At 62.4% G+C, this 25892-nt stretch carries 21 protein-coding genes and 1 tRNA gene; 3 read left to right on the top strand and 19 right to left on the bottom strand.

The window, feature by feature from the left end:
• Window positions 1-553: 553 nt before the first annotated feature.
• Window positions 554-721, top strand: coding sequence for a hypothetical protein (locus V8352_RS04085; RefSeq protein WP_336422982.1), 168 nt, complete (start codon window positions 554-556; stop codon window positions 719-721).
• Window positions 722-878: 157 nt separating this feature from the next.
• Here V8352_RS04085 and V8352_RS04080 read toward each other — a convergent pair whose 3' ends face one another.
• From V8352_RS04080 to V8352_RS04005, 16 genes are all read right to left on the bottom strand, one after another.
• Window positions 879-1595 carry an LrgB family protein gene (locus V8352_RS04080; RefSeq protein ID WP_336422981.1) on the bottom strand — a complete coding sequence of 239 codons (717 nt, stop codon included), beginning with the start codon at window positions 1593-1595 and terminating at the stop codon, window positions 879-881.
• Window positions 1592-1948: a CidA/LrgA family protein gene (locus tag V8352_RS04075; RefSeq protein WP_336422980.1), complete on the bottom strand. Its 357-nt coding sequence runs from the start codon at window positions 1946-1948 to the stop codon at window positions 1592-1594. The genes V8352_RS04080 and V8352_RS04075 overlap by 4 nt, the downstream gene beginning before the upstream one ends.
• A gap of 110 nt (window positions 1949-2058) precedes the next feature.
• Complete coding sequence (locus V8352_RS04070; RefSeq protein WP_336422979.1) at window positions 2059-2904, bottom strand: transglutaminase domain-containing protein; 846 nt, start codon at window positions 2902-2904, stop codon at window positions 2059-2061.
• A complete protein-coding gene (locus V8352_RS04065) occupies window positions 2901-3950 on the bottom strand; it encodes a permease (protein ID WP_336422978.1) in 1050 nt (349 codons plus the stop codon). Before V8352_RS04065 ends, V8352_RS04070 begins: the two co-directional genes overlap by 4 nt.
• 55 nt (window positions 3951-4005) lie before the next feature.
• On the bottom strand, window positions 4006-4323 hold the full coding sequence (locus V8352_RS04060; protein WP_336422977.1) for an ArsR/SmtB family transcription factor: 318 nt from the start codon (window positions 4321-4323) through the stop codon (window positions 4006-4008).
• 215 nt (window positions 4324-4538) lie between these two features.
• Window positions 4539-8762: a DNA-directed RNA polymerase subunit beta' gene (gene rpoC / locus V8352_RS04055; protein ID WP_336422976.1), complete on the bottom strand. Its 4224-nt coding sequence runs from the start codon at window positions 8760-8762 to the stop codon at window positions 4539-4541.
• An 87-nt stretch (window positions 8763-8849) separates the two neighbouring features.
• On the bottom strand, window positions 8850-12986 hold the full coding sequence (gene rpoB / locus V8352_RS04050; protein WP_336422975.1) for a DNA-directed RNA polymerase subunit beta: 4137 nt from the start codon (window positions 12984-12986) through the stop codon (window positions 8850-8852).
• Window positions 12987-13297: 311 nt separating this feature from the next.
• Window positions 13298-13675: a 50S ribosomal protein L7/L12 gene (rplL, locus tag V8352_RS04045; protein ID WP_336422974.1), complete on the bottom strand. Its 378-nt coding sequence runs from the start codon at window positions 13673-13675 to the stop codon at window positions 13298-13300.
• 77 nt (window positions 13676-13752) lie between these two features.
• Window positions 13753-14271 carry a 50S ribosomal protein L10 gene (gene rplJ, locus V8352_RS04040; RefSeq protein WP_336422992.1) on the bottom strand — a complete coding sequence of 173 codons (519 nt, stop codon included), beginning with the start codon at window positions 14269-14271 and terminating at the stop codon, window positions 13753-13755.
• Window positions 14272-14713: 442 nt separating this feature from the next.
• Complete coding sequence (gene rplA / locus V8352_RS04035) at window positions 14714-15412, bottom strand: 50S ribosomal protein L1 (RefSeq protein WP_336422973.1); 699 nt, start codon at window positions 15410-15412, stop codon at window positions 14714-14716.
• 1 nt (window position 15413) lies between these two features.
• A complete protein-coding gene (gene rplK / locus V8352_RS04030) occupies window positions 15414-15839 on the bottom strand; it encodes a 50S ribosomal protein L11 (protein ID WP_336422972.1) in 426 nt (141 codons plus the stop codon).
• A 161-nt stretch (window positions 15840-16000) separates the two neighbouring features.
• Window positions 16001-16531 (bottom strand): transcription termination/antitermination protein NusG, encoded by a 531-nt coding sequence (gene nusG, locus V8352_RS04025; RefSeq protein WP_336422971.1) that lies wholly within the window; start codon window positions 16529-16531, stop codon window positions 16001-16003.
• Window positions 16532-16757: 226 nt separating this feature from the next.
• Entirely contained in the window at window positions 16758-16955 is a 198-nt protein-coding gene (gene secE / locus V8352_RS04020; protein ID WP_336422970.1) for a preprotein translocase subunit SecE, read from the bottom strand.
• Between the two features lie 137 nt (window positions 16956-17092).
• The gene (locus tag V8352_RS04015; RefSeq protein WP_336422969.1) at window positions 17093-17869 is read right to left on the bottom strand and encodes a hypothetical protein; all 777 of its coding nucleotides are present in this window, start codon (window positions 17867-17869) and stop codon (window positions 17093-17095) included.
• A gap of 279 nt (window positions 17870-18148) precedes the next feature.
• A tRNA-Trp gene (locus V8352_RS04010) sits at window positions 18149-18224 on the bottom strand.
• 91 nt (window positions 18225-18315) lie between these two features.
• Window positions 18316-18951, bottom strand: coding sequence for a hypothetical protein (locus V8352_RS04005; RefSeq protein ID WP_336422968.1), 636 nt, complete (start codon window positions 18949-18951; stop codon window positions 18316-18318).
• Window positions 18952-19087: 136 nt separating this feature from the next.
• Here V8352_RS04005 and V8352_RS04000 point away from each other — a divergent pair, with 136 nt between their 5' ends.
• Both V8352_RS04000 and V8352_RS03995 read left to right on the top strand, forming a co-directional pair.
• A complete protein-coding gene (locus V8352_RS04000) occupies window positions 19088-20467 on the top strand; it encodes a cytochrome P450 (RefSeq protein ID WP_336422967.1) in 1380 nt (459 codons plus the stop codon).
• Between the two features lie 140 nt (window positions 20468-20607).
• Entirely contained in the window at window positions 20608-20949 is a 342-nt protein-coding gene (locus tag V8352_RS03995) for a hypothetical protein (protein WP_336422966.1), read from the top strand.
• Window positions 20950-21030: 81 nt separating this feature from the next.
• Here the strand turns inward: V8352_RS03995 and V8352_RS03990 are convergent, their stop codons facing one another.
• From V8352_RS03990 to V8352_RS03980, 3 genes are all read right to left on the bottom strand, one after another.
• Entirely contained in the window at window positions 21031-22164 is a 1134-nt protein-coding gene (locus V8352_RS03990; RefSeq protein WP_336422965.1) for a M48 family metallopeptidase, read from the bottom strand.
• Window positions 22164-23369 (bottom strand): DUF898 family protein, encoded by a 1206-nt coding sequence (locus tag V8352_RS03985; protein WP_336422964.1) that lies wholly within the window; start codon window positions 23367-23369, stop codon window positions 22164-22166. Before V8352_RS03985 ends, V8352_RS03990 begins: the two co-directional genes overlap by 1 nt.
• Window positions 23370-23562: 193 nt before the next feature.
• Window positions 23563-25881: a DNA topoisomerase IV subunit A gene (locus V8352_RS03980; RefSeq protein ID WP_336422963.1), complete on the bottom strand. Its 2319-nt coding sequence runs from the start codon at window positions 25879-25881 to the stop codon at window positions 23563-23565.
• Window positions 25882-25892 lie beyond the last annotated feature (11 nt).

Below are 25892 nucleotides of genomic sequence, written 5' to 3'. Positions count from 1 at the left end.
TCACTTCGTCCGTCCCGCGCATCGTCACCCTCACTGCCGCTACCGTGCCAGAAGTGAATCATGTTCTCGCAACCGCGTCGAGACCGGCCTTTTTCAGCAGCCTGCTAAACCTCTCCCTGTTTGAATCGCCCCTTTTGGACGTCCATTTTAGTTTGTCTGCGCCATCTCCAACAGTCGCTCCCCTACCGCACCCCACGAGAGCTGCGGCACGAGAGCGACGAAAATGCGGCGCAGGCACAACAAGTGGCACAAGTTTTCAAATGGCACAACATTTTGCTCGGACGCGCACTGCCCGAATATTGCGCATAGGCGCCAAAAAATGCATCACATGGGATAGTTGTGACCATATGTTGCTAATAATCGAACGTGGCGGCGCATGGCGCAGCTGGCACTGAGAAACGCAGGCTGGACGCCGCCCTTAGTTTCAGGCGCAAGACTAAAGTAAACTTGCTGTCGCCCCGCACGGGATGGTTCATCGCGGCAGGTCGCGGCGCGTTCCAAACAAATCGGATCAGACGACATGCTACATTCTGCACTGGGATTTAACGGCGCCATGACCGCACCTCATCGCGCGGCGGCGCTGGCAGGCCGCGACGTGCTGCGCGAGGGCGGGACGGCAATCGAGGCGATGGTCGTGCGCATTGATCCGCACAAGCTGGAGGAGCGCTTTGATCCGGGCGTGGTCGCGGCGCTCAGGGCTGCGGCCATGACGTCGAGATGATCGCGCCCTATTCCGATCTCGCGGGCCATGCCGGCGCGGTGGCGCATCACCCTTCGGGCCTGATGGGGTCGGCGCCGGATCCCCGCTCGGACGGGGCGGCCATTACCGACTGAGGCCACGCGACGCCGCGCCTGACCCCAGTCTGCCCCCCCTGCGGTCACATCATCAGGCGCACCACGAAGGGCACGATCAGGCTGGTCAGAAGCGCATTGAGCGCCATGCCGATCCCGGCGTAGGCCCCGGCGACCTTGTTGACCTGAAACGCGCGAGCCGTCCCGATGCCATGCGCCGCCACCCCCACGGCAAAGCCGCGCGCACGCCAGTCGCGGATGCGCAGAAGGTTCATCAGCGGCGTCACGATCACCGCGCCTGTGATGCCGGTAAAGATGACCAGTACCGCCGTAAGCGTCGGGATGCCCCCGACCGCCTCGGACACGCCCAGTGCAACCGGGGCCGTCGTGCCTTTGGGACTGATCGACAGGATGATTTCGCGCGGCAGATCAAGGGCCTGCGCGATCCAGATAGCTGAAATCACGGCGACAAAACTGCCAACGAAGAGCGCGACAAGGATGGGAACGACCGAGCGGCGGATCGCATCGAGATTGTCGATCAGCGGCAGCGCAAGCGCCACGGTGGCGGGCCCCAGCAGGAAATGGATGAACTGCGCGCCCTCGAAATAGGTGCCATAATCGGTGCCTGTCAGCCAAAGGACAGGCGCGATCAGACAGACGGAGACCAGCACGGGATTGGCCCAAGGCGCATAGCCGATGCGCCGGGCCGCAGCATCCGCAGCGATATAGGCCAGCAGGGTTGCGGTCAGCCACAAAAGAGGGCTGGCCGAGAGATACGTCCAGAGGCTGATCACGTCATTCATGGCACCCGCCGCCCCTCGAGAAGGCGCGCGGCGCCGATGAAGGTGCCAACCGCAGCCAGCATCGCAAGGAACGTCGAGCCGACGACCACCACCAGCAGCGCCAGCCAATCCTCGGCCAGCGCGTCCAGATTGCTGATGACGCCGACACCGGCCGGCACGAACATCAGCGACAGGTTGGCCAGCACGACACTCACCGTGGGCCGGATCCGCGTGGCCAGATCAGGCCATATCAGCAGTATCGCGACAAGCAGCGCCAGCCCCGCGACCGGCCCCGGAATAGGCGTGCCCGATGCGCGCACGGCGACTTCGCCCACCAACTGGCATGACAACAACAGCCCAAGGGTAATCAACATATGCAACGTTCCCCTTTTTCGGCCAGAGAACGCATGTTCCCCGGCTCCGAGGCACCCCTACAGATTTCCCGGGGCGTGGTCATCCAAAGGGTCACCGCAGACCGAAGATTTCAGGCCATAGATGCGGTTGCGCCCGACAACCGGGCAATCAGCGTCACGGACGCTGGCGCGCCGCCCGCTGGCAACCGCACCGGCTCGCCCAGCAGCTTGAGCGCGACATCCTGCCCCGGCAGAGCATAGCGGTGACCCATCGAGTGGGTCAACGCCACACGCTCACCCGGACGCGGGTTCAGGCAAGGCTGCGCCAGCCCCAGACCTGCCTTCAGGTGGTGGGCAATGTCCCACTCCAGAACCTCGCCCTCATGCCGTGTGACGACCCAGCAATGACCGTCATCCGTCCTGCAGCCGCGCTCTTCGGGAAAGAAATAGCCATAGAAATAAGCCGCCTCATATCCTGCGGCGCGCAGGCTCGCCACGAGGTAGGTGTTGATATCCACGCAAGATCCAGGCGTCAGGCCGCAGGAGAGATGGGGAATGACGTCGAGGCCGTCGTTGAATTTCCGGTCGGGATGCGCGTAAGCAAAGCGTCCCTGCGCCTCTGCCACAAGCGCGGTAATGCCAGCACGGCCACCGCCTGCCTCATCAGCAATCCTGCGGCTTGCCGCGGCCAGCGCATCGGCTGGCATCGTATGACGATTGACGCGCGGCCAAAACGCCGACTCGGGATACCCCGCAGCGCCTCGCCCCTTCTCGACGGCATATTGCAAGGTAACGGGGCCGCCCGTGGGCACGATCAGCGCAGCGCCCAGCCCAAGCTCCGGCTCGGTCGCTACCGCAACGATATCGCCGCCCGTCACCGTCAGGCGCGTCACCGCTTGGCCCGGCACACTCAGCCCGGCGGGTGCCAGCACCGGGTCGGTGCAAGGCTCCGTGATCTCGACGCTCAGCAGCCTCATGTCATTGTCCACAGCTGAAACAGCAGCCCCGAAGCGAAGGCACCTGCAAGCGACAGCCCGATATAGAGCGCAAAGACCTGCGGCTTGGCCAGTGCCCAGACCGCCATCGCTGCCGGGATCGAGGTCACGCCCCCCGCGACGAGGAAGGCCAAGCCAGCGCCGGGCGCCATGCCCTGCTCGATCAGCCCGCCCACGAGCGGCAGCGCCGCGTAGCCGTTCAGATAGGCCGGCACCCCGACCAAGGTGGCGGTCACGATGGGCAGCAGCCCCTCACCGCCAAGCGTGGCCGTCACCGTCTCGGTCGGGATCCACGCCAGCATCAGGCTTTCGAGGATGAAAGCAAGCGTCAGCCATTTGGCGAGAAAGAGCGTCGTGCTCAGCGCTGTCTTGCCAAATTTGGCACGTCGCCCGGCATCGTGCCAAAAACGCCAGACGACGGGGCCCGGCGCACGGATCTTGGCGCCGCCGCATCCGCCATTGCCGATCCCTTCGCGCAGCGGATCGGCAAAGGCCCCGCCCCGCATCAGTAGATGCACGATGAATCCGCCGGACGCCCCCAGCCCGATCGCAGCCAAGGTCTTGGCCACCGCGAACTCCAGGTCGAGAACGCCCGCCGTCAGAACAAACATCGACGGGTCCATGATCGGCGAGGCCAGCCAGAAGGCCATGACCGCAGACAGCGGCACGCCCATGGCCAGAAGCGCGGCAATCAGCGGGATCACCCCACAAGAGCAAAAGGGCGAAATACCCCCCGCCAACGCTCCCAGCACGACCATCAAGAGCGGCGCGCCCGTAAATGCCTTGGCGATCAGATTGTCAGCGCCGGTGGCGCCAGCCCATGCAGCGATGGCAATCGACAGCACGAGAAACGGCGCCGTGCTCAACAGCGCACGGCCGGCGAATTGCGCGCTATCGGCCGCCTGAGACGGATCGAACAGCGCAAGCACCGCGAGGATCAGCGCCGACGCAAACCACACGCGCTGGTCTTGCCACAGATGCCTCAGCGTGGACCGAAGGCCAGGATTGGAGAGGCTTGTGTCTGTCATTCCTAAATCTCCGGATTTACCGTTTCTTTTGACCGTGAAAAATCGGTTATGCGTCTCATGCAACATCCTCCGCAGGGCGCACCGTCACCCCGGTGCAGCATTCCGACGTCAAAAAGCCAAGCACCCGGCGCATCGCGGCGAAATCGACCCGATTGAAGACTTCGCGCCCCTGCTTGTCCTGCACCACAAGGCCCGCATCGACGAGCGCGGACAGATGATGCGCAAGCGTCGACGGAGCGAGCCCCAGATGGTCGCCAATATCGCCGACCCGAAGCCCGTCCTCCCCCGCCTTTACCAAGAGGCGAAAGATCGACAGACGTGCGTCGTGTCCGAGGGCGGCAAGCGCGCGGGCATGGGGGCTGGTTATTGTCATGCCTCATAAAATAACTACAATTCTAGTTTTGTAAAGTGTTTTTCGAATGCGCAGGAAACCTGATGTATGCACGAGCCTCCGGGTAGGCTTGCACACATGGTAAAAGACACTGCAGAAACCGACGGTTACTAGTGATTTGACGCGAGCGCGGTCTCGGGAAACGAAAAAGGCCCCGCATTTCTGCGGGGCCTTCTTTTGTCAAACCGTGGCGGTGATTACTCGGTGCCGGTCTCGCTCGCGCCCGCCTCGGCCACATCTTCAACCACCGGGGCAGCCAGAGCAGCGGCCGCTTCGGCCTCCTCACGGCGTGCTTCGATGACAACATTGTCGCGGCTGGCGGCAATCTTGCGCATCTCTTGGGTCGCACCGCCCGTGCCCGCCGGAATAAGGCGGCCCACGATGACGTTCTCCTTGAGACCCACCAGCTTGTCGCGCTTGCCCTGAACCGAGGCTTCGGTCAACACGCGCGTCGTTTCCTGGAAGGACGCCGCCGAGATGAAGCTGCGCGTTTGCAGCGACGCCTTGGTGATGCCCAGCAGGATCGGCTCACCCTGTGCGGGACGCACATTCTTGGCAAGCGCCTTGGCGTTGGCCTCGTCGAACTCGGCCTTGTCCACATGCTCGCCCTTCAGCAGAGTGGTTTGCCCACTGTCCTGAATTTCCCACTTTTGCAGCATCTGGCGCACGATGACTTCGATGTGCTTGTCGTTGATCTTGACGCCCTGGAGGCGATAGACGTCCTGCACCTCGTCGATCATGTAATCGGCCAGCGCCTCGACACCCATGATGCTCAGGATGTCATGCGGCGCGGGGTTGCCGTCCATGATGTAGTCACCCTTTTGCACGAAGTCGCCTTCTTGCACCGGGATGTGCTTGCCCTTCGGGACCATGTATTCGACGGTCTCGAGGGATTCATCCGAAGGCTCGATCGAAATACGGCGCTTGTTCTTGTAGTCCTTGCCGTAGCGCACATAGCCGTCGATTTCCGCAATGATGGCGTGGTCCTTGGGGCGACGCGCCTCAAAGAGTTCGGCCACACGCGGCAGACCGCCGGTGATGTCCTTGGTCTTGGCACCCTCGCGCGGAATACGCGCGACGACATCGCCCATCTTGACCTCATCGCCCTCTTCAACGCTGAGGATCGCATCCACGGACATCGCATATGTGACGGGGTTGCCCGCCTCATTGCGCATCGGTTCGCCATCCGCACCCACGATGATGATCTCGGGCTTCAGCTCGTTGCCCTTGGGGGCCGCGCGCCAGTCCATGACGATCTTCTGGGTCATGCCGGTGGCATCATCCGTCTCGTCGCGCACGGCAACGCCGGTCACGAGGTCAACGAACTTGGCCTGACCAGCCTTCTCGGCGATGATCGGCAGGGTGTAGGGATCCCACTCGAACAGCTTGTCGCCGCGCGCGATGGTGTCGCCCGCCTTGACGTGCAGCTTGGTGCCGTAGCCTAGCTTGTGGCTGGCCAGTTCGACATCGCCCTCGCCCATGATCAAAAGCTTCATGTTCCGGCCCATGACGAGCGTCTCGCCTGACGAATTCTCGAGCGTCTGCTCGCCGTCGAAGGCGATCTTGCCCGATTGGCTGGCTTCGAGGAACGACTGCTGACCACCTTGGGCAACGCCGCCGATGTGGAACGTCCGCATCGTCAGCTGCGTGCCCGGCTCGCCGATGGACTGCGCGGCAATGATGCCGACAGCCTCGCCCTGGTTCACCATCGTGCCGCGGGCAAGGTCGCGCCCGTAGCACATGGCGCAGACGCCATCCTCGGCCTCGCAGGTCAGCGGGCTGCGGATGCGCGCGGTCTGCACCGCGGCCTCCTCGACCGAATCCGCAGTCAGCTCGTCGATCAACTGGCCTTCCTTGACCAGAACCTCGTCCGTGCCGGGACGCAGGATGTCCTCGGCGGCAACGCGGCCCAGAAGACGCTCGCCAATGGACGAGACGACCTCGCCATCATTGACGGCGGCCTCGGTCGTGATGGCGCGGTCCGTGCCGCAATCATGCTCGCGCACGATGCAGTCCTGTGCCACGTCAACAAGGCGGCGCGTCAGATAGCCCGAGTTCGCCGTTTTCAGGGCGGTATCGGACAGACCCTTGCGGGCGCCGTGGGTCGAGTTGAAGTACTCAAGAACGGTCAGACCTTCCTTGAAGTTCGAGATGATGGGCGTTTCGATGATGTCGCCGTTCGGCTTGGCCATCAGGCCGCGCATGCCGCCCAGCTGCTTCATCTGCGTGACAGAGCCACGCGCACCTGAGTGGGCCATCATGTAAACCGAGTTGGGCTCGGCCTCGGCACCATTATCGTCGACCTTGCCCGAAGAGATGTTGTTCATCATCGCCTCGGTGACCTGATCGTTACACTTCGACCAGGCATCGACCACCTTGTTGTACTTCTCGCCCTGAGTGATCAGGCCGTCCATGTACTGCTGCTCAAAGCCTTTGACCTGATCGCGCGTCTCGCCGACGATGTCCCACTTGTTGTCGGGGATGACCATGTCGTCCTTGCCGAAGGAAATACCGGCACGGAAGGCCTCGCGGAAGCCCATCGTCATGATCTGATCGCAGAAGATGACAGATTCCTTCTGACCGCAGTAGCGGTAGACGGTGTCGATGACCTGCTGCACTTCCTTCTTGCGCAGCAGACGGTTGACCAGATGGAACGGCGCCTTTGCATTCTTCGGCAGAAGCGATCCCAGACGCACGCGGCCCGGTGTCGTCTCGACCCGCTCGAAGATCTCATTGCCCTCGCCGTCGATCTGCGGGATGCGGGCGGTGATGCGCGCATGCAGATGGACCTCGCCGCTGTCCAGCGCGTGCTGAACTTCGTCGATCGACGAGAACATCATGCCCTCGCCCTTCATACCCGCACGCTCTAGCGTGGTGTAGTAAAGGCCAAGGATCATATCCTGCGACGGCACGATGATCGGCGCGCCGTTGGCGGGCGACAGAACGTTGTTGGTCGACATCATCAGGACGCGCGCTTCCAGCTGGGCCTCAAGGCTCAGCGGGACGTGAACGGCCATCTGGTCGCCGTCAAAGTCGGCGTTGAAGGCCGAGCAAACCAGCGGGTGAAGCTGGATCGCCTTGCCTTCGATCAGGATCGGCTCGAACGCCTGGATGCCCAGACGGTGCAGCGTCGGCGCGCGGTTCAGCATCACGGGATGCTCGCGGATCACCTCGTCGAGGATGTCCCACACCTCGGGGCGCTCTTTTTCCACCAGCTTCTTCGCCTGCTTGACGGTCGAGCTGAGCCCCTTGGCCTCAAGACGGCTGTAGATGAACGGCTTGAACAGCTCGAGCGCCATCTTTTTCGGCAGGCCGCACTGGTGCAGCTTGAGTTCCGGACCCGTCACGATGACGGACCGGCCCGAGAAGTCGACGCGCTTGCCCAGAAGGTTCTGGCGGAAGCGGCCCTGCTTGCCTTTCAGCATGTCCGACAGCGACTTCAGCGGACGCTTGTTCGCGCCGGTGATGACGCGGCCACGGCGGCCGTTGTCAAAGAGCGCGTCAACGGATTCCTGCAACATCCGCTTTTCGTTGCGCACGATGATGTCGGGCGCGCGCAGCTCGATCAGACGCTTGAGGCGGTTGTTGCGGTTGATGACCCGGCGATAGAGGTCGTTGAGATCGGATGTCGCGAAACGGCCACCATCCAGCGGCACCAGCGGGCGCAACTCGGGCGGGATGACCGGGATCACCGTCATGACCATCCACTCGGGACGGTTGCCGGACTCGAGGAACGACTCGACGACTTTCAAACGCTTGATGATCTTCTTGGGCTTCAGCTCGCCCGTGGCCTCGGCAAGGTCCGCGCGCAGGTTCTCTGCCTCGGACTCCAGATCGATCTGGGCCAGCATGTCGCGGATCGCTTCGGCGCCGATGTTGGCGGTGAACGCGTCGAGGCCATAGGCGTCCTGCGCGTCCATGAACTCTTCTTCGGTCAGCATCTGGCCATAGGTCAGATCCGTCAGGCCCGGCTCGATCACGACGTAGTTCTCAAAGTAAAGAACACGCTCAAGATCGCGCAGCGTCATGTCCAGCATGAGACCGATGCGCGACGGCAGGGACTTCAGAAACCAGATATGCGCGCAGGGCGCGGCCAGCTCGATATGGCCCATCCGCTCGCGGCGGACCTTTTGCAGCGTGACTTCGACGCCGCATTTCTCGCAGACGACGCCGCGATATTTCATGCGCTTGTATTTGCCGCAAAGGCATTCGTAATCCTTGATCGGGCCAAAGATGCGCGCACAGAAAAGACCATCCCGCTCAGGCTTGAACGTGCGGTAGTTGATGGTCTCGGGCTTCTTGATCTCGCCGTAGGACCAGCTGAGAATACGCTCGGGCGATGCCAGCGAGACCCTGATTTCATCAAAGACCGCGGCAGGTGCAACGGGGTTGAACGGATTGTTCGTCAGTTCCTGGTTCATTTAGTTACCTCGAATTTTGGGTAGTCCGGAAAGGGCAATAGCCCGGTTTTCATCCGAAAACCGGGCCTAGAAAATTGGTTCAATTTTCTATTCCTCACCCTCCGAATCCAGGAGTTCCATGTTGAGGCCCAGACCCCGGACCTCCTTGACCAGCACGTTGAAGCTCTCGGGCACACCGGCCTCGAAGCTGTCCTCGCCCTTGACGATGCTCTCGTAGACCTTGGTGCGGCCTGCAACATCGTCCGACTTGACCGTCAGCATCTCCTGCAAGGTGTAGGCGGCGCCGTAAGCTTCGAGCGCCCAGACCTCCATCTCACCAAAGCGCTGTCCGCCGAACTGTGCCTTGCCGCCCAGCGGCTGCTGGGTAACGAGGCTGTAGGGCCCGGTGGAGCGTGCGTGGATCTTGTCGTCGACCAGGTGGTGCAACTTGAGCAGATACTTCATGCCGACCGTGACGGGGCGCGCAAACTTCTCGCCCGTGCGGCCATCGTAAAGGTCCGACTGACCCGACGTGTCAAAGCCAGCACGGCTCAGCGCGTCGTTCACGTCATGCTCCTTGGCGCCGTCGAATACAGGCGTTGCGATCGGAACGCCGTTCGTCACATTGCCTGCGGCCTCGATCAGCTGATGCTCGCTCATGTCCTTGATGCCTTCTTCGAAGACCTCGTCACCATAAGCCAGATGCATCGCCTCCTTGACCGGAGTCAGGTCACCATTGCGGCGATAGCCCTGAAGCGCCTCGTCGATCTTGATGCCGAAGCCGCGCGAGGCCCAACCCATGTGCGTCTCAAGGATCTGGCCCACATTCATGCGCGACGGAACGCCCAGCGGGTTGAGGCAGAAATCAACCGGCGTGCCATCCGCGAGGAACGGCATGTCCTCCATTGGCACCACCTTGGAAATCACGCCCTTGTTGCCGTGACGACCAGCCATCTTGTCACCGGGCTGAAGCTTGCGCTTCACCGCGATGAACACCTTGACCATCTTCATCACACCGGGGGGCAGATCGTCGCCGCGGCGCACCTTTTCGACCTTGTCCTCGAACCGTGCATCCAAGGCGCGCTTTTGCGCCTCATACTGCGCGTTGAGCGCCTCCATGATCTGCGCGTCGGCCTCTTCCTTGAGCGCCAGTTGCCACCATTGACCATTGGTCAGCGACGACAGCAGATCTTCGGTGATCTCCGAGTTCGACTTGACGCCCTTGGGGCCTTTGACTGCCGTCTTACCCAGGATCATGTCGTGCAGACGGGCGTAGATGTTGCGATCCAGGATCGCCAGCTCGTCGTCACGGTCACGCGCCAGGCGCTCGACCTCTTCGCGTTCGATCTGCAGCGCGCGCTCGTCCTTCTCCACACCGTGGCGGTTGAAGACCCGCACTTCGACGACCGTGCCGAAGTCGCCCGGCTTGACGCGCAGGCTCGTGTCGCGCACGTCGCTCGCCTTCTCGCCAAAGATCGCGCGAAGCAGCTTTTCTTCCGGCGTCATCGGGCTTTCGCCCTTGGGCGTGATCTTGCCCACCAGAATATCGCCCGGCTCCACGTCTGCACCGATATAGACGATGCCCGCCTCGTCGAGGTTGCGCAGCGCCTCTTCGCCCACGTTGGGAATGTCGCGGGTGATCTCTTCCGGCCCCAGCTTGGTATCACGGGCGGCGACTTCGAACTCCTCGATATGGATCGAGGTAAAGACGTCATCGCGCGAGATCCGCTCAGAGATCAGGATCGAGTCCTCGTAGTTGTAGCCGTTCCACGGCATGAACGCGACGATGACGTTCCGGCCAACGGCCAGCTCGCCCATATCGGTCGCGGGGCCATCGGCGATGACCTCATGCTTGCCAACGGTGTCGCCCACCTTGACCAGCGGACGCTGGTTGATGCAGCTGTTCTGGTTTGACCGCTGGAACTTGCGCAGGCGGTAGATATCGACACCCGGATCGCCCGGCTCCATATCTTCTGTCGCGCGCACAACGATACGCTGGGCATCGACCTGGTCGATGATGCCGGCACGTTTCGCCATGATCGCAGCACCCGAGTCGCGGGCAACGACGCCCTCGATCCCGGTCCCGACCAGCGGCGCCTCGGCCTTGATCAGGGGCAGCGCCTGACGCATCATGTTCGACCCCATCAGGGCACGGTTCGCGTCGTCATTCTCGAGGAACGGAATGAGCGATGCGGCAACCGAGACCAACTGCTTGGGCGAGACGTCGATCAGATCGACCTGCTCGTTCGGCGCCAGCATGTAGTCGCCCGACTGGCGCGTGCTGACCAGATCGTTCACGAACCGGCCATTCTCATCGAGGTTGGCGTTGGCCTGAGCGACCGTGTGGCGCATTTCCTCGGTCGCGGACATGTATTGCACTTCGTCCGTGACCTGACCGTCGACCACCTTGCGATAAGGCGTTTCGATGAAGCCATACTTGTTCACGCGCGCAAAGGTGGCGAGCGAGTTGATCAAACCGATGTTCGGGCCTTCCGGCGTCTCGATCGGGCACATGCGGCCATAGTGGGTCGGATGCACGTCGCGCACCTCAAAGCCTGCGCGCTCGCGCGTCAGGCCGCCCGGTCCAAGCGCCGAGAGGCGGCGCTTGTGCGTCACTTCGGACAGCGGGTTCGTCTGGTCCATGAACTGCGACAGCTGGCTGGAGCCAAAGAATTCGCGAACGGCGGCGGCGGCAGGCTTGGCGTTGATCAGATCCTGCGGCATCACCGTGTCGATCTCGACACTGCTCATCCGCTCCTTGATCGCGCGCTCCATGCGCAGCAGACCCACGCGGTACTGGTTCTCCATCAGCTCGCCGACCGAGCGCACACGGCGGTTGCCGAGGTGGTCGATATCGTCGATGCCGCCCTTGCCGTCACGCAGCTCAACCAGCGCCTTGATGCAGGCCACGATATCCTCGCGGCGCAGCGTGCGCTGTGTATCCTCGGCGTCGAGGTTGAGACGCATGTTCATCTTGACGCGGCCAACGGCGCTGAGGTCATAGCGCTCGCTGTCAAAGAACAGCGTGTCGAAAAGAGCCGATGCAGCCTCTTCGGTGGGCGGCTCGCCCGGACGCATGACGCGGTAGATGTCCATGAGCGCGGTCTCGCGGCTCATGTTCTTGTCCGCAGCCATGGTGTTACGGATGTAGGGACCGACATTGATGTTGTCGATGTCCAGAACCGGAATGTCGGTAATGCCCGCGTCGATCAACTCTTGCAGCGTGCCGCCGGTGATGTCGCCAGCCTTGTCATACTCAAGCGTCAGCTCATCGCCCGCCTCGACATAGATCGCGCCGGTTTCTTCGTTGATGATGTCCTTGGCCGCGAACTTGCCCACGATATGCTGGAACGGAACCAGCAATTCGGTGACATTGCCCTCGTCGATCAGCTTTTTCACGGCGCGGGGGGTGATCTTCTTGCCGGCCTCGGCGATGACTTCGCCGGTCTTGGCGTCGACAAGGTCATAGGTGGGGCGCGTGCCGCGCACACGCTCGGGGAAGAACTTGGTGACCCAGCCCTTGTTCTTTTTCAGCTTGAACTGGATGGTGTCGTAATACGCATCCATGATCGCTTCCTGGTCCAGGCCCAGCGAATACAGCAGGGTGGTCACAGGCAGTTTGCGGCGGCGGTCGATGCGCGCAAACACGATATCCTTGGCGTCGAACTCGAAATCCAGCCATGAGCCGCGATAGGGAATGATGCGGCAGGTAAACAGCAACTTGCCCGAGGAGTGCGTCTTGCCCTTGTCATGGTCAAAGAACACGCCCGGCGAGCGGTGCATCTGGGAAACGATCACACGCTCGGTGCCATTGACGACGAACGTGCCGTTGGGCGTCATCAGGGGCATATCGCCCATGAACACGTCCTGCTCCTTGATGTCCTTGACCGACTTGGCACCCGTATCCTCGTCGATATCGAACACGATCAGACGCAGCGTCACCTTGAGCGGGGCGCTGTAGGTCATGTCGCGCTGCATGCACTCTTCGACGTCGTATTTCGGCTTTTCCAGATCGTAGCTGACAAACTCGATCACGCTGGTCTCGTTGAAGTCCGAGATGGGGAATACGGACTGGAACACGCCCTTGATACCTTCGCCATCCGTGGGGATGGGCTGATCGCCCGAGCGCAGGAACAGATCATAAGAGGATTTTTGAACCTCGATGAGGTTCGGCATTTCGAGGACTTCGCGGATTTTACCGAAGTATTTACGCAAACGCTTCTGGCCAAGATAGGATTGAGCCATGTGTCTGGTCACCTTTCATTTTCTCAACGGGCGCGCGTGCTGTCGGGCCACAGCCGCACGGCCATCAGAGAGAGCGGGGGTGTGATCCATTCATGGCCGTCGTCCCAATGACGGCCTCCCGATCACACGAACCTCGCCTGAGATAAGCCCCCCGCCCGCCACCGCAACTGAAGGCGCCGGTATCGTGAACCGGCGCAGCGATGGCACATGGGGCCTGTCCAAGACAGGTTCGGCTGGACCCGGAAACTCCGGATCCAGCCACATCATCAAGGGGTCGGACGAGGCAACCACCCCGGCCCGAGCCCCCTCTATTACTTGACTTCGACTTCGGCGCCAGCTGCTTCCAGCTTGCCTTTGATCTCGTCCGCTTCGTCCTTGGAGACTTGCTCCTTGACGGCCTTGCCACCGGCTTCGACCAGGTCCTTGGCTTCTTTCAGGCCCAGACCGGTGATCGCGCGGACTTCCTTGATCACGTTGATCTTGGAGGCGCCAGCCGACTTCAGGATGACGTCGAATTCGGTCTGCTCTTCTGCAGCCGCGCCGCCGCCATCAGCGGGACCAGCCATCATCACAGCGCCGCCTGCGGCGGGCTCGATGCCGTACTCGTCCTTGAGGATGGTTTTCAGTTCTTGTGCTTCGAGCAGGGTCAGACCAACGATCTCTTCTGCCAGTTTTTTCAGATCAGCCATTTTATCATGCTTTCCGTTTTAGATGTGTTCCAACGACAGGGCGGGATGCCCATGCCGGCAATTCAGTTGCGCGAGGCTCAGGCCGCTTCGGCCTTTTCCTCGATGGTCGAAAGAATGCTTGCGATGTTCGAAGCGGGCGCGCCAATCGCACCGGCAATGTTCGATCCCGGTGCGCCGATGCAGCTTGCGATCTGAGCGATAAGCTCGTCGCGCGAGGGCATCTTCGACACGGCTTCGACGCCGGCACGGTCCAGAGCGTTCTCACCCATAGCGCCGCCGAGAATCTGGTATTTCGGATTCCCCTTGGCAAATTCCTCGGACACCTTGGCAGCTGCCACGGGATCTTCGGAAAAGGTCAGAACGGTCATGCCCGTCAGGTAGCCTGCGATTGATTCGCAGGGCTTGCCGTCCAGGGCAATCTTGGCGAGCCTGTTCTTTGCAACGCGGACGGATGCATCGGCCGCACGTGCGCGCGCCCTCAGATCCTGCATTTCCGCAACTGTCAGACCGGTGTAGTGGGCTACCACTACGACGCCAGAGCTTTCGAAGATCTGGCCGAGCTCGTCGACCACTTTCTCTTTCTGGGCTCTATCCACAGTTTTACTCCAAATTTGGGGGGACACCCCCCGGCTCAGTTTAGCCAGGCAGGAATGCCCGGCATTTGGTCCTGTAAACGGGGCATCGATAAAGCATCCAAGGCTTGCGCCTGGCTGATAATCTCAATTCCCGCCTCGGGCAGGATATTAAGGGCATGAGGCCCACCCACCGTCTTGGACGAAACACAAAGGGGCATGGAACGCGAATCCCAAGCCACCTCTGCTGGGATGCCATTAGAGGGTTGGCGACCGAATGCCAACCCCCCCTGCGGGATAAATCAAGGGAAAAATCCGGCAACGGCCCAGTTGGCTTCGCGATCAGCGGATATGCGCCAACCTATCACCCGGTTTACGGGGCTTCGCGTCCTTCTGCGTCCAGAACGAAGCAGGCCCCGCCGAAGCGAGGCCTGTTCCAAATTTCAAGCTCAGCCTTTCAGCCCGATCACTCGGACACGGCGTCCGATACGTCGATCGTCACGCCCGGCCCCATGGTCGAGGTCAGCGAGATGCGCTTCATGTAAGAGCCCTTGGCGCCTGCCGGCTTGGCCTTGGCGACCGCACCGATGAAGGCGCGGACGTTTTCGACCAATTGCGCCTGATCAAAGGACGCCTTGCCAACGCCTGCGTGCACAACACCGGCTTTTTCGGCCTTGAATTGCACTTGGCCACCCTTGGCGTCTGCAACGGCTTGTGCGACATCCATCGTCACCGTCCCGATCTTGGGGTTCGGCATCAGGTTGCGCGGGCCCAGCACCTTGCCCAGACGGCCCACAACGGGCATCATGTCGGGCGTGGCGATGCAGCGATCGAACTCGATCTTGCCGCCCTGAACGATTTCCATCAGGTCCTCGGCACCGACGATATCGGCCCCGGCCTTCTCGGCCTCTTCGGCCTTGGCACCGCGAGCAAACACGGCAACGCGGACGGTCTTGCCGGTGCCGTTGGGCAGGCCAACGACGCCGCGAACCATCTGGTCGGCGTGGCGCGGATCGACGCCCAGGTTGACGGCAATCTCGATGGTCTCATCGAATTTCGACTTCGCATTGCCCTTGACCAGGGCCACGGCGTCTTCGACCGTCAGGTCAGATTTGCCTGCGAATGCTTCGCGTGCAGCGCGAGCGCGTTTTCCAAGTTTTGCCATCTTACTTCACCTCGATGCCCATGGAGCGTGCGCTGCCCACGATGATCTTCATCGCGGCTTCGACGTCGTTTGCGTTCAGGTCTTTCCACTTGGCTTCCGCGATCTCGCGCACCTGCTTGACCGTGACGGAGCCAGCGGTCTCGCGGCCGGGGGTCTTGCCACCCGACGACAGCTTGGCCGCCTTTTTGAGATAGTAGGACGCGGGCGGCGTCTTGATGTCCATCTCAAAGGACTTGTCCTGGTAGTAGGTGATCACGGTCGGGCACGGGGCGCCAGGCTCCAGGTCCTGCGTCTTGGCGTTGAACGCCTTGCAGAATTCCATGATGTTGATGCCGCGCTGGCCCAATGCGGGGCCGACGGGCGGGCTGGGGTTGGCTTGCCCGGCTTTCACCTGCAGCTTCATCTTCCCGGCGAGTTTCTTGGCCATGAGGCCTCTCCTTCCATTTCCAACAGGTCCGGGGCGCGCCCGCGAACCACTCAGGTTGTGTGGTCCGGACGCGGGCACCGCGGCGCCCTGCCCTCCCACATGAAGCCCGGATCTCTCCGGGCAGCGCCGCCCCGGTCAGGGGCGCCGCATCGCGCAAGTCCCTATTGCTTGGTAACTTGCGTGAATTCCAGTTCGACCGGGGTTTCCCGGCCAAAGATCGAAACCGACACCTTGAGGCGCTGGTGATCCTCGTCGACATTCTCGACCGATCCGTCAAAGCCCTCGAACGGGCCGTCGTTGACCTTGACCTTCTCGCCGATCTCGAAGTGGATCAGGGTGCGCGGGCTCTCCTCGCCTTCCTGAACGCGGCCAATGATGGCCTGCACTTCGGAGTCGCGCATCGGCATCGGGCGCCCCTGCGGGCCCAGAAAGCCGGTGACGCGGTTGATCGAGTTGATCATGTGATAGCCCTTGTCGGACATTTCCATCCGAACCAGCACATAGCCGGGCATGAAGCGGCGCTCGGCCGTGACCTTCTTGCCGCGACGCACCTCGATGACCTCTTCGGTCGGCACCAGAACCTCGTCGATGTCTTCTTCGAGGTTGTTCTCGACGACTGCCGTCCTGATCTGTTCGGCGATCTTCTTCTCGAAATTCGACAGAACGCTCACCGAATACCACCGCTTTGCCATGCTGAGCCTGTCTCCGTCTCGTCCGGCGCGTGGGCCGGAATTACCTTGCGTGTCCGGGCTGGCACGAAGCCTCACATCCGGACGTTTTCAAAACAAAATCGGCGCGGGGCTCGAATCGCCGCGCGCCACATTGCAGAATTGACGTGCAGATACCCGGCCTCGTCCATGGATTCAAGGGGCCATGACCCGATTGGGTGTGCGCCCTTGCGGACGCAGCCCCCCGTCTTCAGCCAACCAAGGTGAAAACGCCCTGCAAACCGCTGCGAATCCCCAGGTCGACCAGTGCAAAAAAGACCGCCGTAAGCGCCGCCATGATAAAGACCATGACCGTGGTCAGCAGAACCTCGCGGCGCGTGGGCCAGACAACCTTGCTGACTTCCGAGCGAACCTGCTGAACGAATTGAAGCGGATTGGTGCGTGCCATGCGCTGCCTTCTTTTGCTGATTGCGGCGCCGCGCGTCTGCGAGCCGTGACGCTGCACATACGCGCCAATCTGCCTGAATTCAAGTCCGCAAAAAGGTGGCCACCCGTCACGCCCCGCGCCTTTGGCGCGAGGTGGCTTTAGTTTCGTGCCGCCTCGCCGCGTAGCCGCTCAAAAGGATCAGGCGCGGCGTCATCCAGATCGCCGAGCAATGCTTCACGGCTGAAATCCGCCATGTAAAGCCCCTGCGTCCAGCCCTCGGGAAGGCGGTCCAACACGATATCTATGCGCATGGCGAGCCGATCAAGGCGTGCGCGCATCCGCTCGGCCCGCTCGGGACTGCGGGCATGGCGCCAGTAAAAGAGCCGGATGAGAGCGCCCGAGACCGCAGTGCTGCCCAGCGCCACGATAAAGGACGGCACCAGCAGCAAACTTGCAAACAAGGCCGCCAACACCAACCCCGGCCACGTCCAGACCAACGCGACCACCCCAAGCGCGAAGGCGATACGCCGAGGCCGCGGACCGAGCCGCGGCAGGCTCCTGCCGCGGCTTTTGGTCAGATCCTCGACAGGCGGGGCGCTGGTGCTTGGCCGGATGTCTGGCCCGCCATACGCCTTGTTCTGCACCGGGTGCCGGGCCGCGACCGCATCAAGACGGGCTGCCGCCGCCCCCTCTTGGCGTGCGGCGCGGCGCGCGATACGCCCAGCGACGCCCGATATCTCTTCTTGGCTGGCAATCGCCGGCAACGCATGGCGCGCCTCGATCTGGCGGTCCTCTGCCAGCGTGCGCGCGATGACGTGGTCGATTTCCTCGTCGGTCAGCTTGCCGCCGCGCGATTCAAGCGGCCTCAGTCGCAAACCCGGTCTGAGCGCATGCAAAGGCACATGTGCCGTCGTCAAATCATCAGAAAATGCCATGGCAGCATGACCCTTTTGTTCCGCGCCCCCACGCGTATCCGCCGCCGCACTATTTGCGCGATTCGCCGAATGGGATATTGGTACGGCGCGATTTGGGCAAAATTGTGGCAAGCATGTTCAAATCATGTCGATTGTGATGCACCGCGCGTGGATCCTGCCGCATTTGGCAGGCGACGGGATCACTAACAAAATGGGCAGACATGAGCAGCGCCCGAACAAGACACGCATGAGCGGGCGCGCGCAGCGGCGCACGCATTTCATAACGCGATGTTTGGAAATTGGCAGGGGCACCAGGGCTCGAACCCGGGACCTACGGTTTTGGAGACCGTCGCTCTACCAGCTGAGCTATACCCCTATGGCCGATCGTCGGATTACGCGACACCGCAGCGGGAATCAAGCCATCAATCTCGGATAAATCGGCAAAAGGCCAACATCTTTGGCGTCCCTCAGCTTTCGCTATCGACGGCAGGCACAGAAGCCGCCGCTGCGGCTGTCGCATCGGCGGGAGCCGACGCTGGCTTTGCAGGCTTGCGGTCGGCTGCGGTCCCGCCAAACCAGTCTTCCTGATACTTCTGGCGCACCAGCCAGTTCTGGATCAGCTTGGCCGCGTTACGGCTGAGGTTTCTCATCTGAACTTCCTTGGTCTGGGTCAGCCCCGAGCCCAATACCGTCTCGCCCGAGATCGATTCGATCACGGTGATCTGCTCGGGCTCCTCATTCAGTTTCTTGCCGGCGGCGTCATCCCAGGCCGTCACATTGATAATCAGCGCGGATTTCGGCGAGGCAACCAGCGGCACACCCGGCATCGCAAGCACATAGCCCTCGATCGAGACGCCCAGGTGATAGAGCTTGTCGCCGTCATAGCGGCTGAACCGCTCATCCACCGCCGACTTCATCGAGGCGATCCACTCCTCCTTGGACGCATCGCGCGACACAGGCCCCTTGGTGAGGTTTGGCGCGACGACCACGTTATGGCCCAGTGCAAAATCGCCCAGCGGCTCGGGCGCCTTGTCCAGATCATTGGGATTGGTGCAGGCCGCTACAAAAAACGCGAGGCAAAAAAGGGCAATGATGCGAAACATGGGCGGCAATCCTCGGGATCTGAGACAGAGACGTGCCCGCCTGCGATAGCTCAGACCGCCACGATCCGCAACGAAATGCGCCTCAATGCGGAGTTGCGCAATTGCCGGGCCGACCGGAACCACTACATGATAAGGCATGAGCAACACAGCCACATTCACCGCCACTGCCGCGCCTGCCCTGCCGGTGCGCGTGCCGCTGGTCACCGAGCCGATGGGCATATTGGGCAGCCTCGGTGCCGCGCGCCGCAACGTGCTGAGCATCATACCCGAAATCGCAACGCGCCAGCCGATGGTGACGGGACGCACGGGCAAGCGGTGGCACATGGTTATGGACCCCGGCGCGCTGCGCCGTGTGCTACTGGAAAACATCGAGAACTATCCCAAGTCGCTCGTCACCAAGAACCTTCTGCGCCCTGCCATCGGCCAGAGCATGTTCATCGCCGAGGGTGCTGAATGGCGCTGGCAGCGGCGCGCGGCCGCGCCCGTCTTCTCGCATCGCAACGTGATGAACCTTGCGCCCATCATGACGGCCGCCGCCGAGCGCAGCGCCGAGCGCATTGCCGCCGCCGGGCCGCGCGCCGTGGATGTGGCCGAGGATATGGTGCGCACCACGTTCGACGTCATCGCAGACGTCACATTCTCGGGCGACGGCAGCTTTGACTCAGATGGCGTGCATCATGCTATCGACGCCTATATTTCCGAGGCGGGCAAGATCTCGCTCTTTGATATTCTTGGCCTGCCCGATTGGGTGCCGCGCCCCGGTCGCATGATGTCCGGCTCGGCCATGCGCGACATGAAAAAGGTGGCCGACGAGGCCGTCGAGGCACGGCGCAAGCGTGGCCCCCAGGGCGTGCCGGATCTGCTGGATCTGCTGCTTGAGGGCGAAGACCCTGAAACCAAGCGACGTATGGACACTGCCGAGCTGCGCGACAACCTCCTTACCTTCATCGTCGCCGGGCACGAGACCACCGCGCTGACGCTGGCGTGGTCGCTCTATCTTTGTGCCTTCGACAACCGCGTGCAGGACAAAGCGCGCGCCGAGATCACCGAAGTTTGCGGGAATGGGCCTGTGACTGGCGATCATGTCGCAAAGCTGCCCTATATTCGCATGATCGCAGACGAGGCATTGCGGCTCTATCCCCCTGCCGCAATGGTTTCGCGCAGCGCGCTGGCCGATGACACCCTTTGCGGACGGCAGATCCGGCGGGGCGATACGGTCATCGTGCCAATCTATGCGTTGCACCGTCATCATCAGCTTTGGGACGATCCCGACGCCTTCCTGCCCGAGCGGTTCGAAGAACGCAAAAACGTAGAGCGCTACGCCTATCTGCCGTTTGGTGATGGCCCGCGCATTTGCATCGGCGCGAGTTTCGCGCTGCAAGAAGCGGTCATCATCCTTGCCACCTTGCTCAAACACTGCCGCTTTACCCCCGTTCCGGGGCGCAACCCCGAGCCCGTGATGATCCTGACGCTGCGCCCCGAAGGCGGTGTCTGGCTACAGGCGGACCCGCTGTAGAGAATGGGCCGTATCTGAAGGGGCGGCAAGGATACGCGCATGAACGCGAAGCCTGCGCGCGTGACACGTTGATCTTTGTGAAATCCCTCTATCTAGTTCCCGGGAGTTCAACACATGAGGAGATTGAAATGACCCTTTCGATGATAACCCGTACCGCAGCCGCCGCAGCCCTGGCGCTTGGCGCTGCCACTTCTGGCGCGCTGGCAGCATCCTCGGCCGAAGAGCTGCGCGAGGCGCTGGTTGGCAATACCTTCCAGGGCGATATGGGCGGTGGCGGTTATTCCAGCTACTTCGCCGAGGACGGCACCTACGAGGATGCCACCGGCGGCGGCACCTACGAGATCACCGATGAGGGCGTCTGCTATCCCGGCACCGATTTCGGCTGCTACGCCGCAGAGGTCGATGGCGACCAGCTGGAGTGGTTCCAGGACGGTGAAAGTCAGGGCACCGGCATGATCAAGCAGGGCAACACTCTGGAGTAAATCAGCCGCCTAGCGGCCAACAGACCACAACCGACAGATCGGCCCGCAGAAGGTATCCTGCGGGCCGTTTCATGCGCCGCCTCAGTCGCAGATCGCCCGAAGATCCTGCCACTGCGCATCATCTAGGATGGGCGTCGTCGCGCCTTGCCGTGCAGCATGGTTTCGCGCACGCGCCGCGCGGGCCGCGGTGACCGGATGCGACGCAAGGTAGCCGGGCAGCGCCTCGCCAATGTCGCCCTCCTCCTCGGCCAGCCCGTCAAAGAAATCGGCCATGCCGCCGCTGCTGACGCCCGCGCCCTGCAACATGTCCAGCGCGAAGGCATCTGCCTGCGCTTCGGCCTCGCGGGTGTAGCTGGCCTGTAGCACACGCTCCCCCAGGAACACAGCAGCAGCGCCGCCGGTCACATCGCCCATGACCATCGACAAAAGCCCGGCAGAGCCCGCAGCCCGCAGCGCATGGCGCGTGGCATCGCGGGCCTCGACGTGGCCGATCTCATGCGCCATCACGGCGGCGACCGCATCGGGGCCCTCCGACTGCTCGAGCAGGCCGCGCATGATGACGACATGCCCGCCGGGGGCCGCGAAGGCATTGACCATCTCGTGATCCAGCACGGCAACCTGCAAATCATAGCTGAGGTCTGCGGGGCCGCTCAGCCGCGCCACCATGCTATCGAGCGCGGCGAGGCCCGCGGGCGCATCACATTCGAGCGCGCCCAGATTGGCCGCGCCCAGCGCCGCCTCGATCTGGCCGACGACGGCGCGGCCAAAGGCCACCTCGCGCTCGATCGGCAAGAGACCGGCCAGAGTATCGGCCATGCGCGGCAGAATGAAAAACAGCATGACCGCCACCGCCGCCACCGCCAGACCGGCACGCCGGGCGAGGCGGGCAATGCCGCGCGGCCGCCGCTCGCGCCACATCAGATGCGGGCAGCGCGCACGCAGCGCGGCGATCAATTCGGTATCTCGAATGGCAAGCCGCGCGGGCGACAATGGCATCGCATCGCTGAGGTTATCGGGCTGGTGCAACGTCAGCACCAGCTGGCCCCGCCGCGCCTGCCCCGGCACGGCGCGCAGCCTCGTCAGCGGCCACTCCTCGCGCGCGGCGTCCGCACCACCAAGAATTGTGAGGGCGGCGCCATCTTCGGAAAGCATGACGCGCACATCCCGACGCGCCGCCGAGGCGCCGTCATAATACCGCGCGTTCACCGGCATCATCAGAACGCCCCCCCGATATCCAGCGCATCGGCAAAGCCTTCGGCATCGGTGTCGCCATCCGCGCCGCGCTGGCGGATACTGCCCAGTGCGTCCGCCCCGGTCAGGGTGCAGCGCGTCGTCACATGCCGCAGGATCGGCTGCGCCACGCAAGTGAGATAAAGGGCGGAAGACACCGCCATCGCCACCAGATAGCCCAGCACCGTCGGCACCACCAAAAAGCCAAGCGGCACGGCCTCGAGCGCGACCAATCCCATCGGCAAAAGGCCGAGCAAACCAAGGGCCAGGCCCGTGCCAAGCGACACCAGCAGCGTTCCACCAACGATTTGCCACAGGATCGACCACGTCTCGGGGGCCGCCTCGAAGGTGATACGCTCCGCATCCAGTGACCCCGTGTCCGGCGCACCCGCCCCCAGCGTCAGGTGCCGGGCAAGATAGGCAAAGCTGCTCACGCGGTAGGACAGCACGCCAACGATCGCCCATATCGTGCCCAAAGCAGCCCAGAGCCCCGCCATCACGTAAACCTCACCCCACGCGAAGAGCGCCGCGAGCGCGATCAGACCCATGCCGACAAAAAGATGCTTCATCGCGGGATAAAGACCCTGCCAGCGTCCGCCCTGATGAAACGCCGCATCGCCATACCAGCTACGGTCCGCCTTGTATTTCTCAAGGTAGAAGGTCATCCGCGGCCACAGCAGCCCAAGGCTTAGAAGTGTGACAGCCCAATGCGCCATCGCGCGCCAGACATAGCCCCACGCCCCCGGCAGCACGCCAAACCGCACCCCGCGCCAGCGTGTGCGCGCAAGCTTGTAGCGCCGCGCGCGGTATTGAGCGAAAAATATCAGCGGCAGAACCGCCAGCGACGTGATGCCGAAGGCACCGAACTGCAAGAACGCCTGCGCTTGGGTTTCGGCCGAGCCGAACAACGTCAGACCAAAGTAGAACAGGATCATCTGCACCGCGCCCAGATAAAGCGCCAGCACCACGATCGCAGCCAGAAAGCCCAGAAACTTCTCCATTCCCGTGCCGGTATATTCGAAGGCGTCGCCATCGGCGGATACGCAAGACCAGATATGCCGCCGAATCCGCGTCTTGGCCCAGAACCGATAGATGCCAAGGGTCAACGCGGTCAGCAGCGCGGTGCGCAGCCCCAGCCAAAAGAGGGACGCCGCCCCGCCGTGATACTCGCCCTTCAGTATCGAAGTCATGGATCCGCCTTTTCGCTTTTGGCTCTCGAGGCAGTATCGCGCGGCGCCAAGGCCTGTCCAGAGGGTGCCTTGACGCTGGCGGTGCATTCGGCGGTGTCAAATGAGCGATATCTTGGGAGGCATCGCATCAATGTCCCAAATTATTACAGAGCCCACTAATTCGACACGATATCAGACAATTGCACCTGAAAGCTCAGGTGAACTTGTTGTTTCTCGGAAATCCACGCGGCGCCATGCGGCCGCTGCCTGCGCGCTTGCCCGTCCACTCGTCCAAGGCCGTTTCAGTGCGCGTGCGACCGGCCGGGTCAAGCCAACTCAGCCCCGCCTCACGGCTGAATGTCGTGGCATCGCTCAAGCCACCATCCTTGTACTTTTGCAACCTTACGCCCTTACCTCTCCCCATTTTTGGCAGTTCGGACATATCAAAAACCAACACTTTGCGGTTTTCGCCAACGACAGCGACATGATCGCCGTGCACCGGCTTGCACACCACCGCACGCGCCGGGGCGCGCACGTTCAGCACCTGTTTGCCGCCGCGCGTCTGGGCCAGAACCTCGTCTTCAGGCACGATAAACCCGTCGCCTGCCGAAGAGGCGATCAGCAGCTTGCGGCCCGGCTGGTGGATGAGGATATCGACGATCTCGGCCTCGTTGGGCAGGTCCACCATCAGACGCAGCGGCTCGCCCATGCCACGCCCACCGGGCAGACTGGCGGCAGGAACGGTGTAAAACCGGCCGTTGCTGGCGAACACCAGAAGGCGGTCCGTCGTCTCGGCGTGGAACAAGAAGCGCGGCCCATCGCCATCCTTGAACTTCAGCTCCCGGCCAAGGTCGATGTGCCCCGTCATGGTGCGGATCCAGCCCATCTGACTGCAAACCACCGTGATCGGCTCGCGGTCGATCATCGCCTCCAGCGGCACCTCCTCGACCTCGCCAGCCTCGGCGAATTGCGTGCGGCGCGCGCCGTCCTTGGAGCTTTTACCGAAGGTCTTCTTCACTTCGCGCAGCTGGTCTGCGATGGCATCCCATTGCAGTTCTGGATGCTCCAGCAGATCCTCCAGCGTTGCGCGCTCTTCCAACAGGGCGCCTTGCTCTTTCAGCAGCTCGATTTCCTCAAGCCGCCGCAAGCTGCGCAGGCGCATGTTCAGGATCGACTCTGCCTGCAGGTCGGTCAGCCCGTCCTCGCCGCTAGGCGCCGGGGGCACATAATCGGCCTCGCTCGTGGCGCGGACGAACTCGCGCCCCCAATCTTCGCGCATCAGCGCCGCCTTCGGCGCGTCGTCATAGCGGATGATGTCGATCACGCGGTCGAGGTTGAGGAAGGCGACGATCAGCCCCTCAAGCACTTCGAGGCGATGGTCGATCTTTTCCATCCGGTAGACCGAGCGGCGTTGCAGCACCTCGCGGCGGAAGTCGAGGAACGCGCGCAGCACCTCCTTCATCGAGCAGACCTTTGGTGTAACTCCGTCGATCAAGACGTTCATGTTCAACGAAAATCTGACTTCAAGGTCAGAGTTGCGATACATCATGCCCATCAGCATCTCGGGCGCGACATTCTTGCTGCGCGGTTCGAGGACGAGGCGCACGTCATCGGCGCTCTCGTCGCGCACATCGGCAAGGATCGGGATTTTCTTGGTCTGGATCACCTCGGCGATCTTTTCGATCAGCTTGGATTTCTGCACCTGATAGGGGATCTCGGTGACGACGATCTGCCACTGCCCGCGCCCCAGATCCTCGACCTCCCATTTGCAACGCAAGCGAAAGCTGCCGCGCCCTGTGCGATAGGCCTGTGCGATGCTCTCGGGTGGCTCGACGATGACGCCACCGGTGGGAAAATCGGGGCCGGGCACATAGTTCAGCAGCGTGTCGTCGCGCGCATCCGGCACCTTGATGAGGTGCAGGCAGGCGTCGATCAGCTCGGCGATGTTATGGGGCGGGATATTCGTCGCCATGCCCACCGCGATGCCGCTTGAGCCATTGGCCAAGAGGTTGGGAAAGCTTGCAGGCAGCACGACCGGCTCGGTCAGGGTGCCGTCGTAATTGTCACGATAATCGACCGCATTCTCGCTCAGACCATCCAGCAGCGCCTCGGCAGCGGCCGTCATGCGCGCTTCGGTATAGCGCGCGGCGGCGGGGTTATCGCCGTCGATATTGCCGAAATTGCCCTGCCCGTCGACCAGCGGATAACGCACGGCGAAATCCTGGGCGAGGCGCGCCATGGCGTCATAGATCGCGGCGTCGCCGTGCGGATGGTAGTTACCCATCACGTCGCCGCTGATCTTGGCCGACTTTCGGAAGCCCCCGGTGGAACTTAATCGCAACTCGCGCATTGCATATAGGATACGGCGGTGAACGGGTTTCAGCCCGTCACGCGCATCGGGCAGCGCACGGTGCATGATCGTGCTGAGCGCATAGGTAAGATAGCGCTCACCCAAGGCACGCCGCAGCGTCTCGGATAATTCGGGGGGCGTTGCACCAGAAGGCGGGCCCGGATCTTTTACATCATCGCTCATATTCGCGGTGA

Origin of the sequence: Roseovarius sp. D0-M9 (assembly GCF_037083805.1) — a bacterium.
Taxonomy (GTDB): Bacteria; Pseudomonadota; Alphaproteobacteria; order Rhodobacterales; family Rhodobacteraceae; genus Roseovarius.
The sequence above is the reverse complement of the archived record's forward strand: the minus strand, read 5'-3'. Positions and strand labels throughout refer to the sequence as shown.

What these genes read in the sequence shown, in the direction of transcription:
- V8352_RS03985 (WP_336422964.1), bottom strand. Translation starts at nt 23,369, where the DNA reads ATGACTTCGATACTGAAGGGCGAGTATCACGGCGGGGCGGCGTCCCTC.
- rplA (WP_336422973.1), bottom strand. Translation starts at nt 15,412, where the DNA reads ATGGCAAAACTTGGAAAACGCGCTCGCGCTGCACGCGAAGCATTCGCA.
- V8352_RS03995 (WP_336422966.1), top strand. Translation starts at nt 20,608, where the DNA reads ATGATAACCCGTACCGCAGCCGCCGCAGCCCTGGCGCTTGGCGCTGCC.
- rpoC (WP_336422976.1), bottom strand. Translation starts at nt 8,762, where the DNA reads ATGAACCAGGAACTGACGAACAATCCGTTCAACCCCGTTGCACCTGCC.
- V8352_RS04070 (WP_336422979.1), bottom strand. Translation starts at nt 2,904, where the DNA reads ATGAGGCTGCTGAGCGTCGAGATCACGGAGCCTTGCACCGACCCGGTG.
- V8352_RS04005 (WP_336422968.1), bottom strand. Translation starts at nt 18,951, where the DNA reads ATGTTTCGCATCATTGCCCTTTTTTGCCTCGCGTTTTTTGTAGCGGCC.
- V8352_RS04075 (WP_336422980.1), bottom strand. Translation starts at nt 1,948, where the DNA reads ATGTTGATTACCCTTGGGCTGTTGTTGTCATGCCAGTTGGTGGGCGAA.
- rplL (WP_336422974.1), bottom strand. Translation starts at nt 13,675, where the DNA reads ATGGCTGATCTGAAAAAACTGGCAGAAGAGATCGTTGGTCTGACCCTG.
- rplK (WP_336422972.1), bottom strand. Translation starts at nt 15,839, where the DNA reads ATGGCCAAGAAACTCGCCGGGAAGATGAAGCTGCAGGTGAAAGCCGGG.
- V8352_RS04085 (WP_336422982.1), top strand. Translation starts at nt 554, where the DNA reads ATGACCGCACCTCATCGCGCGGCGGCGCTGGCAGGCCGCGACGTGCTG.
- secE (WP_336422970.1), bottom strand. Translation starts at nt 16,955, where the DNA reads ATGGCACGCACCAATCCGCTTCAATTCGTTCAGCAGGTTCGCTCGGAA.
- V8352_RS04080 (WP_336422981.1), bottom strand. Translation starts at nt 1,595, where the DNA reads ATGAATGACGTGATCAGCCTCTGGACGTATCTCTCGGCCAGCCCTCTT.
- V8352_RS04000 (WP_336422967.1), top strand. Translation starts at nt 19,088, where the DNA reads ATGAGCAACACAGCCACATTCACCGCCACTGCCGCGCCTGCCCTGCCG.
- rpoB (WP_336422975.1), bottom strand. Translation starts at nt 12,986, where the DNA reads ATGGCTCAATCCTATCTTGGCCAGAAGCGTTTGCGTAAATACTTCGGT.
- nusG (WP_336422971.1), bottom strand. Translation starts at nt 16,531, where the DNA reads ATGGCAAAGCGGTGGTATTCGGTGAGCGTTCTGTCGAATTTCGAGAAG.
- V8352_RS03990 (WP_336422965.1), bottom strand. Translation starts at nt 22,164, where the DNA reads ATGATGCCGGTGAACGCGCGGTATTATGACGGCGCCTCGGCGGCGCGT.
- V8352_RS03980 (WP_336422963.1), bottom strand. Translation starts at nt 25,881, where the DNA reads ATGAGCGATGATGTAAAAGATCCGGGCCCGCCTTCTGGTGCAACGCCC.
- V8352_RS04065 (WP_336422978.1), bottom strand. Translation starts at nt 3,950, where the DNA reads ATGACAGACACAAGCCTCTCCAATCCTGGCCTTCGGTCCACGCTGAGG.
- V8352_RS04060 (WP_336422977.1), bottom strand. Translation starts at nt 4,323, where the DNA reads ATGACAATAACCAGCCCCCATGCCCGCGCGCTTGCCGCCCTCGGACAC.
- V8352_RS04015 (WP_336422969.1), bottom strand. Translation starts at nt 17,869, where the DNA reads ATGGCATTTTCTGATGATTTGACGACGGCACATGTGCCTTTGCATGCG.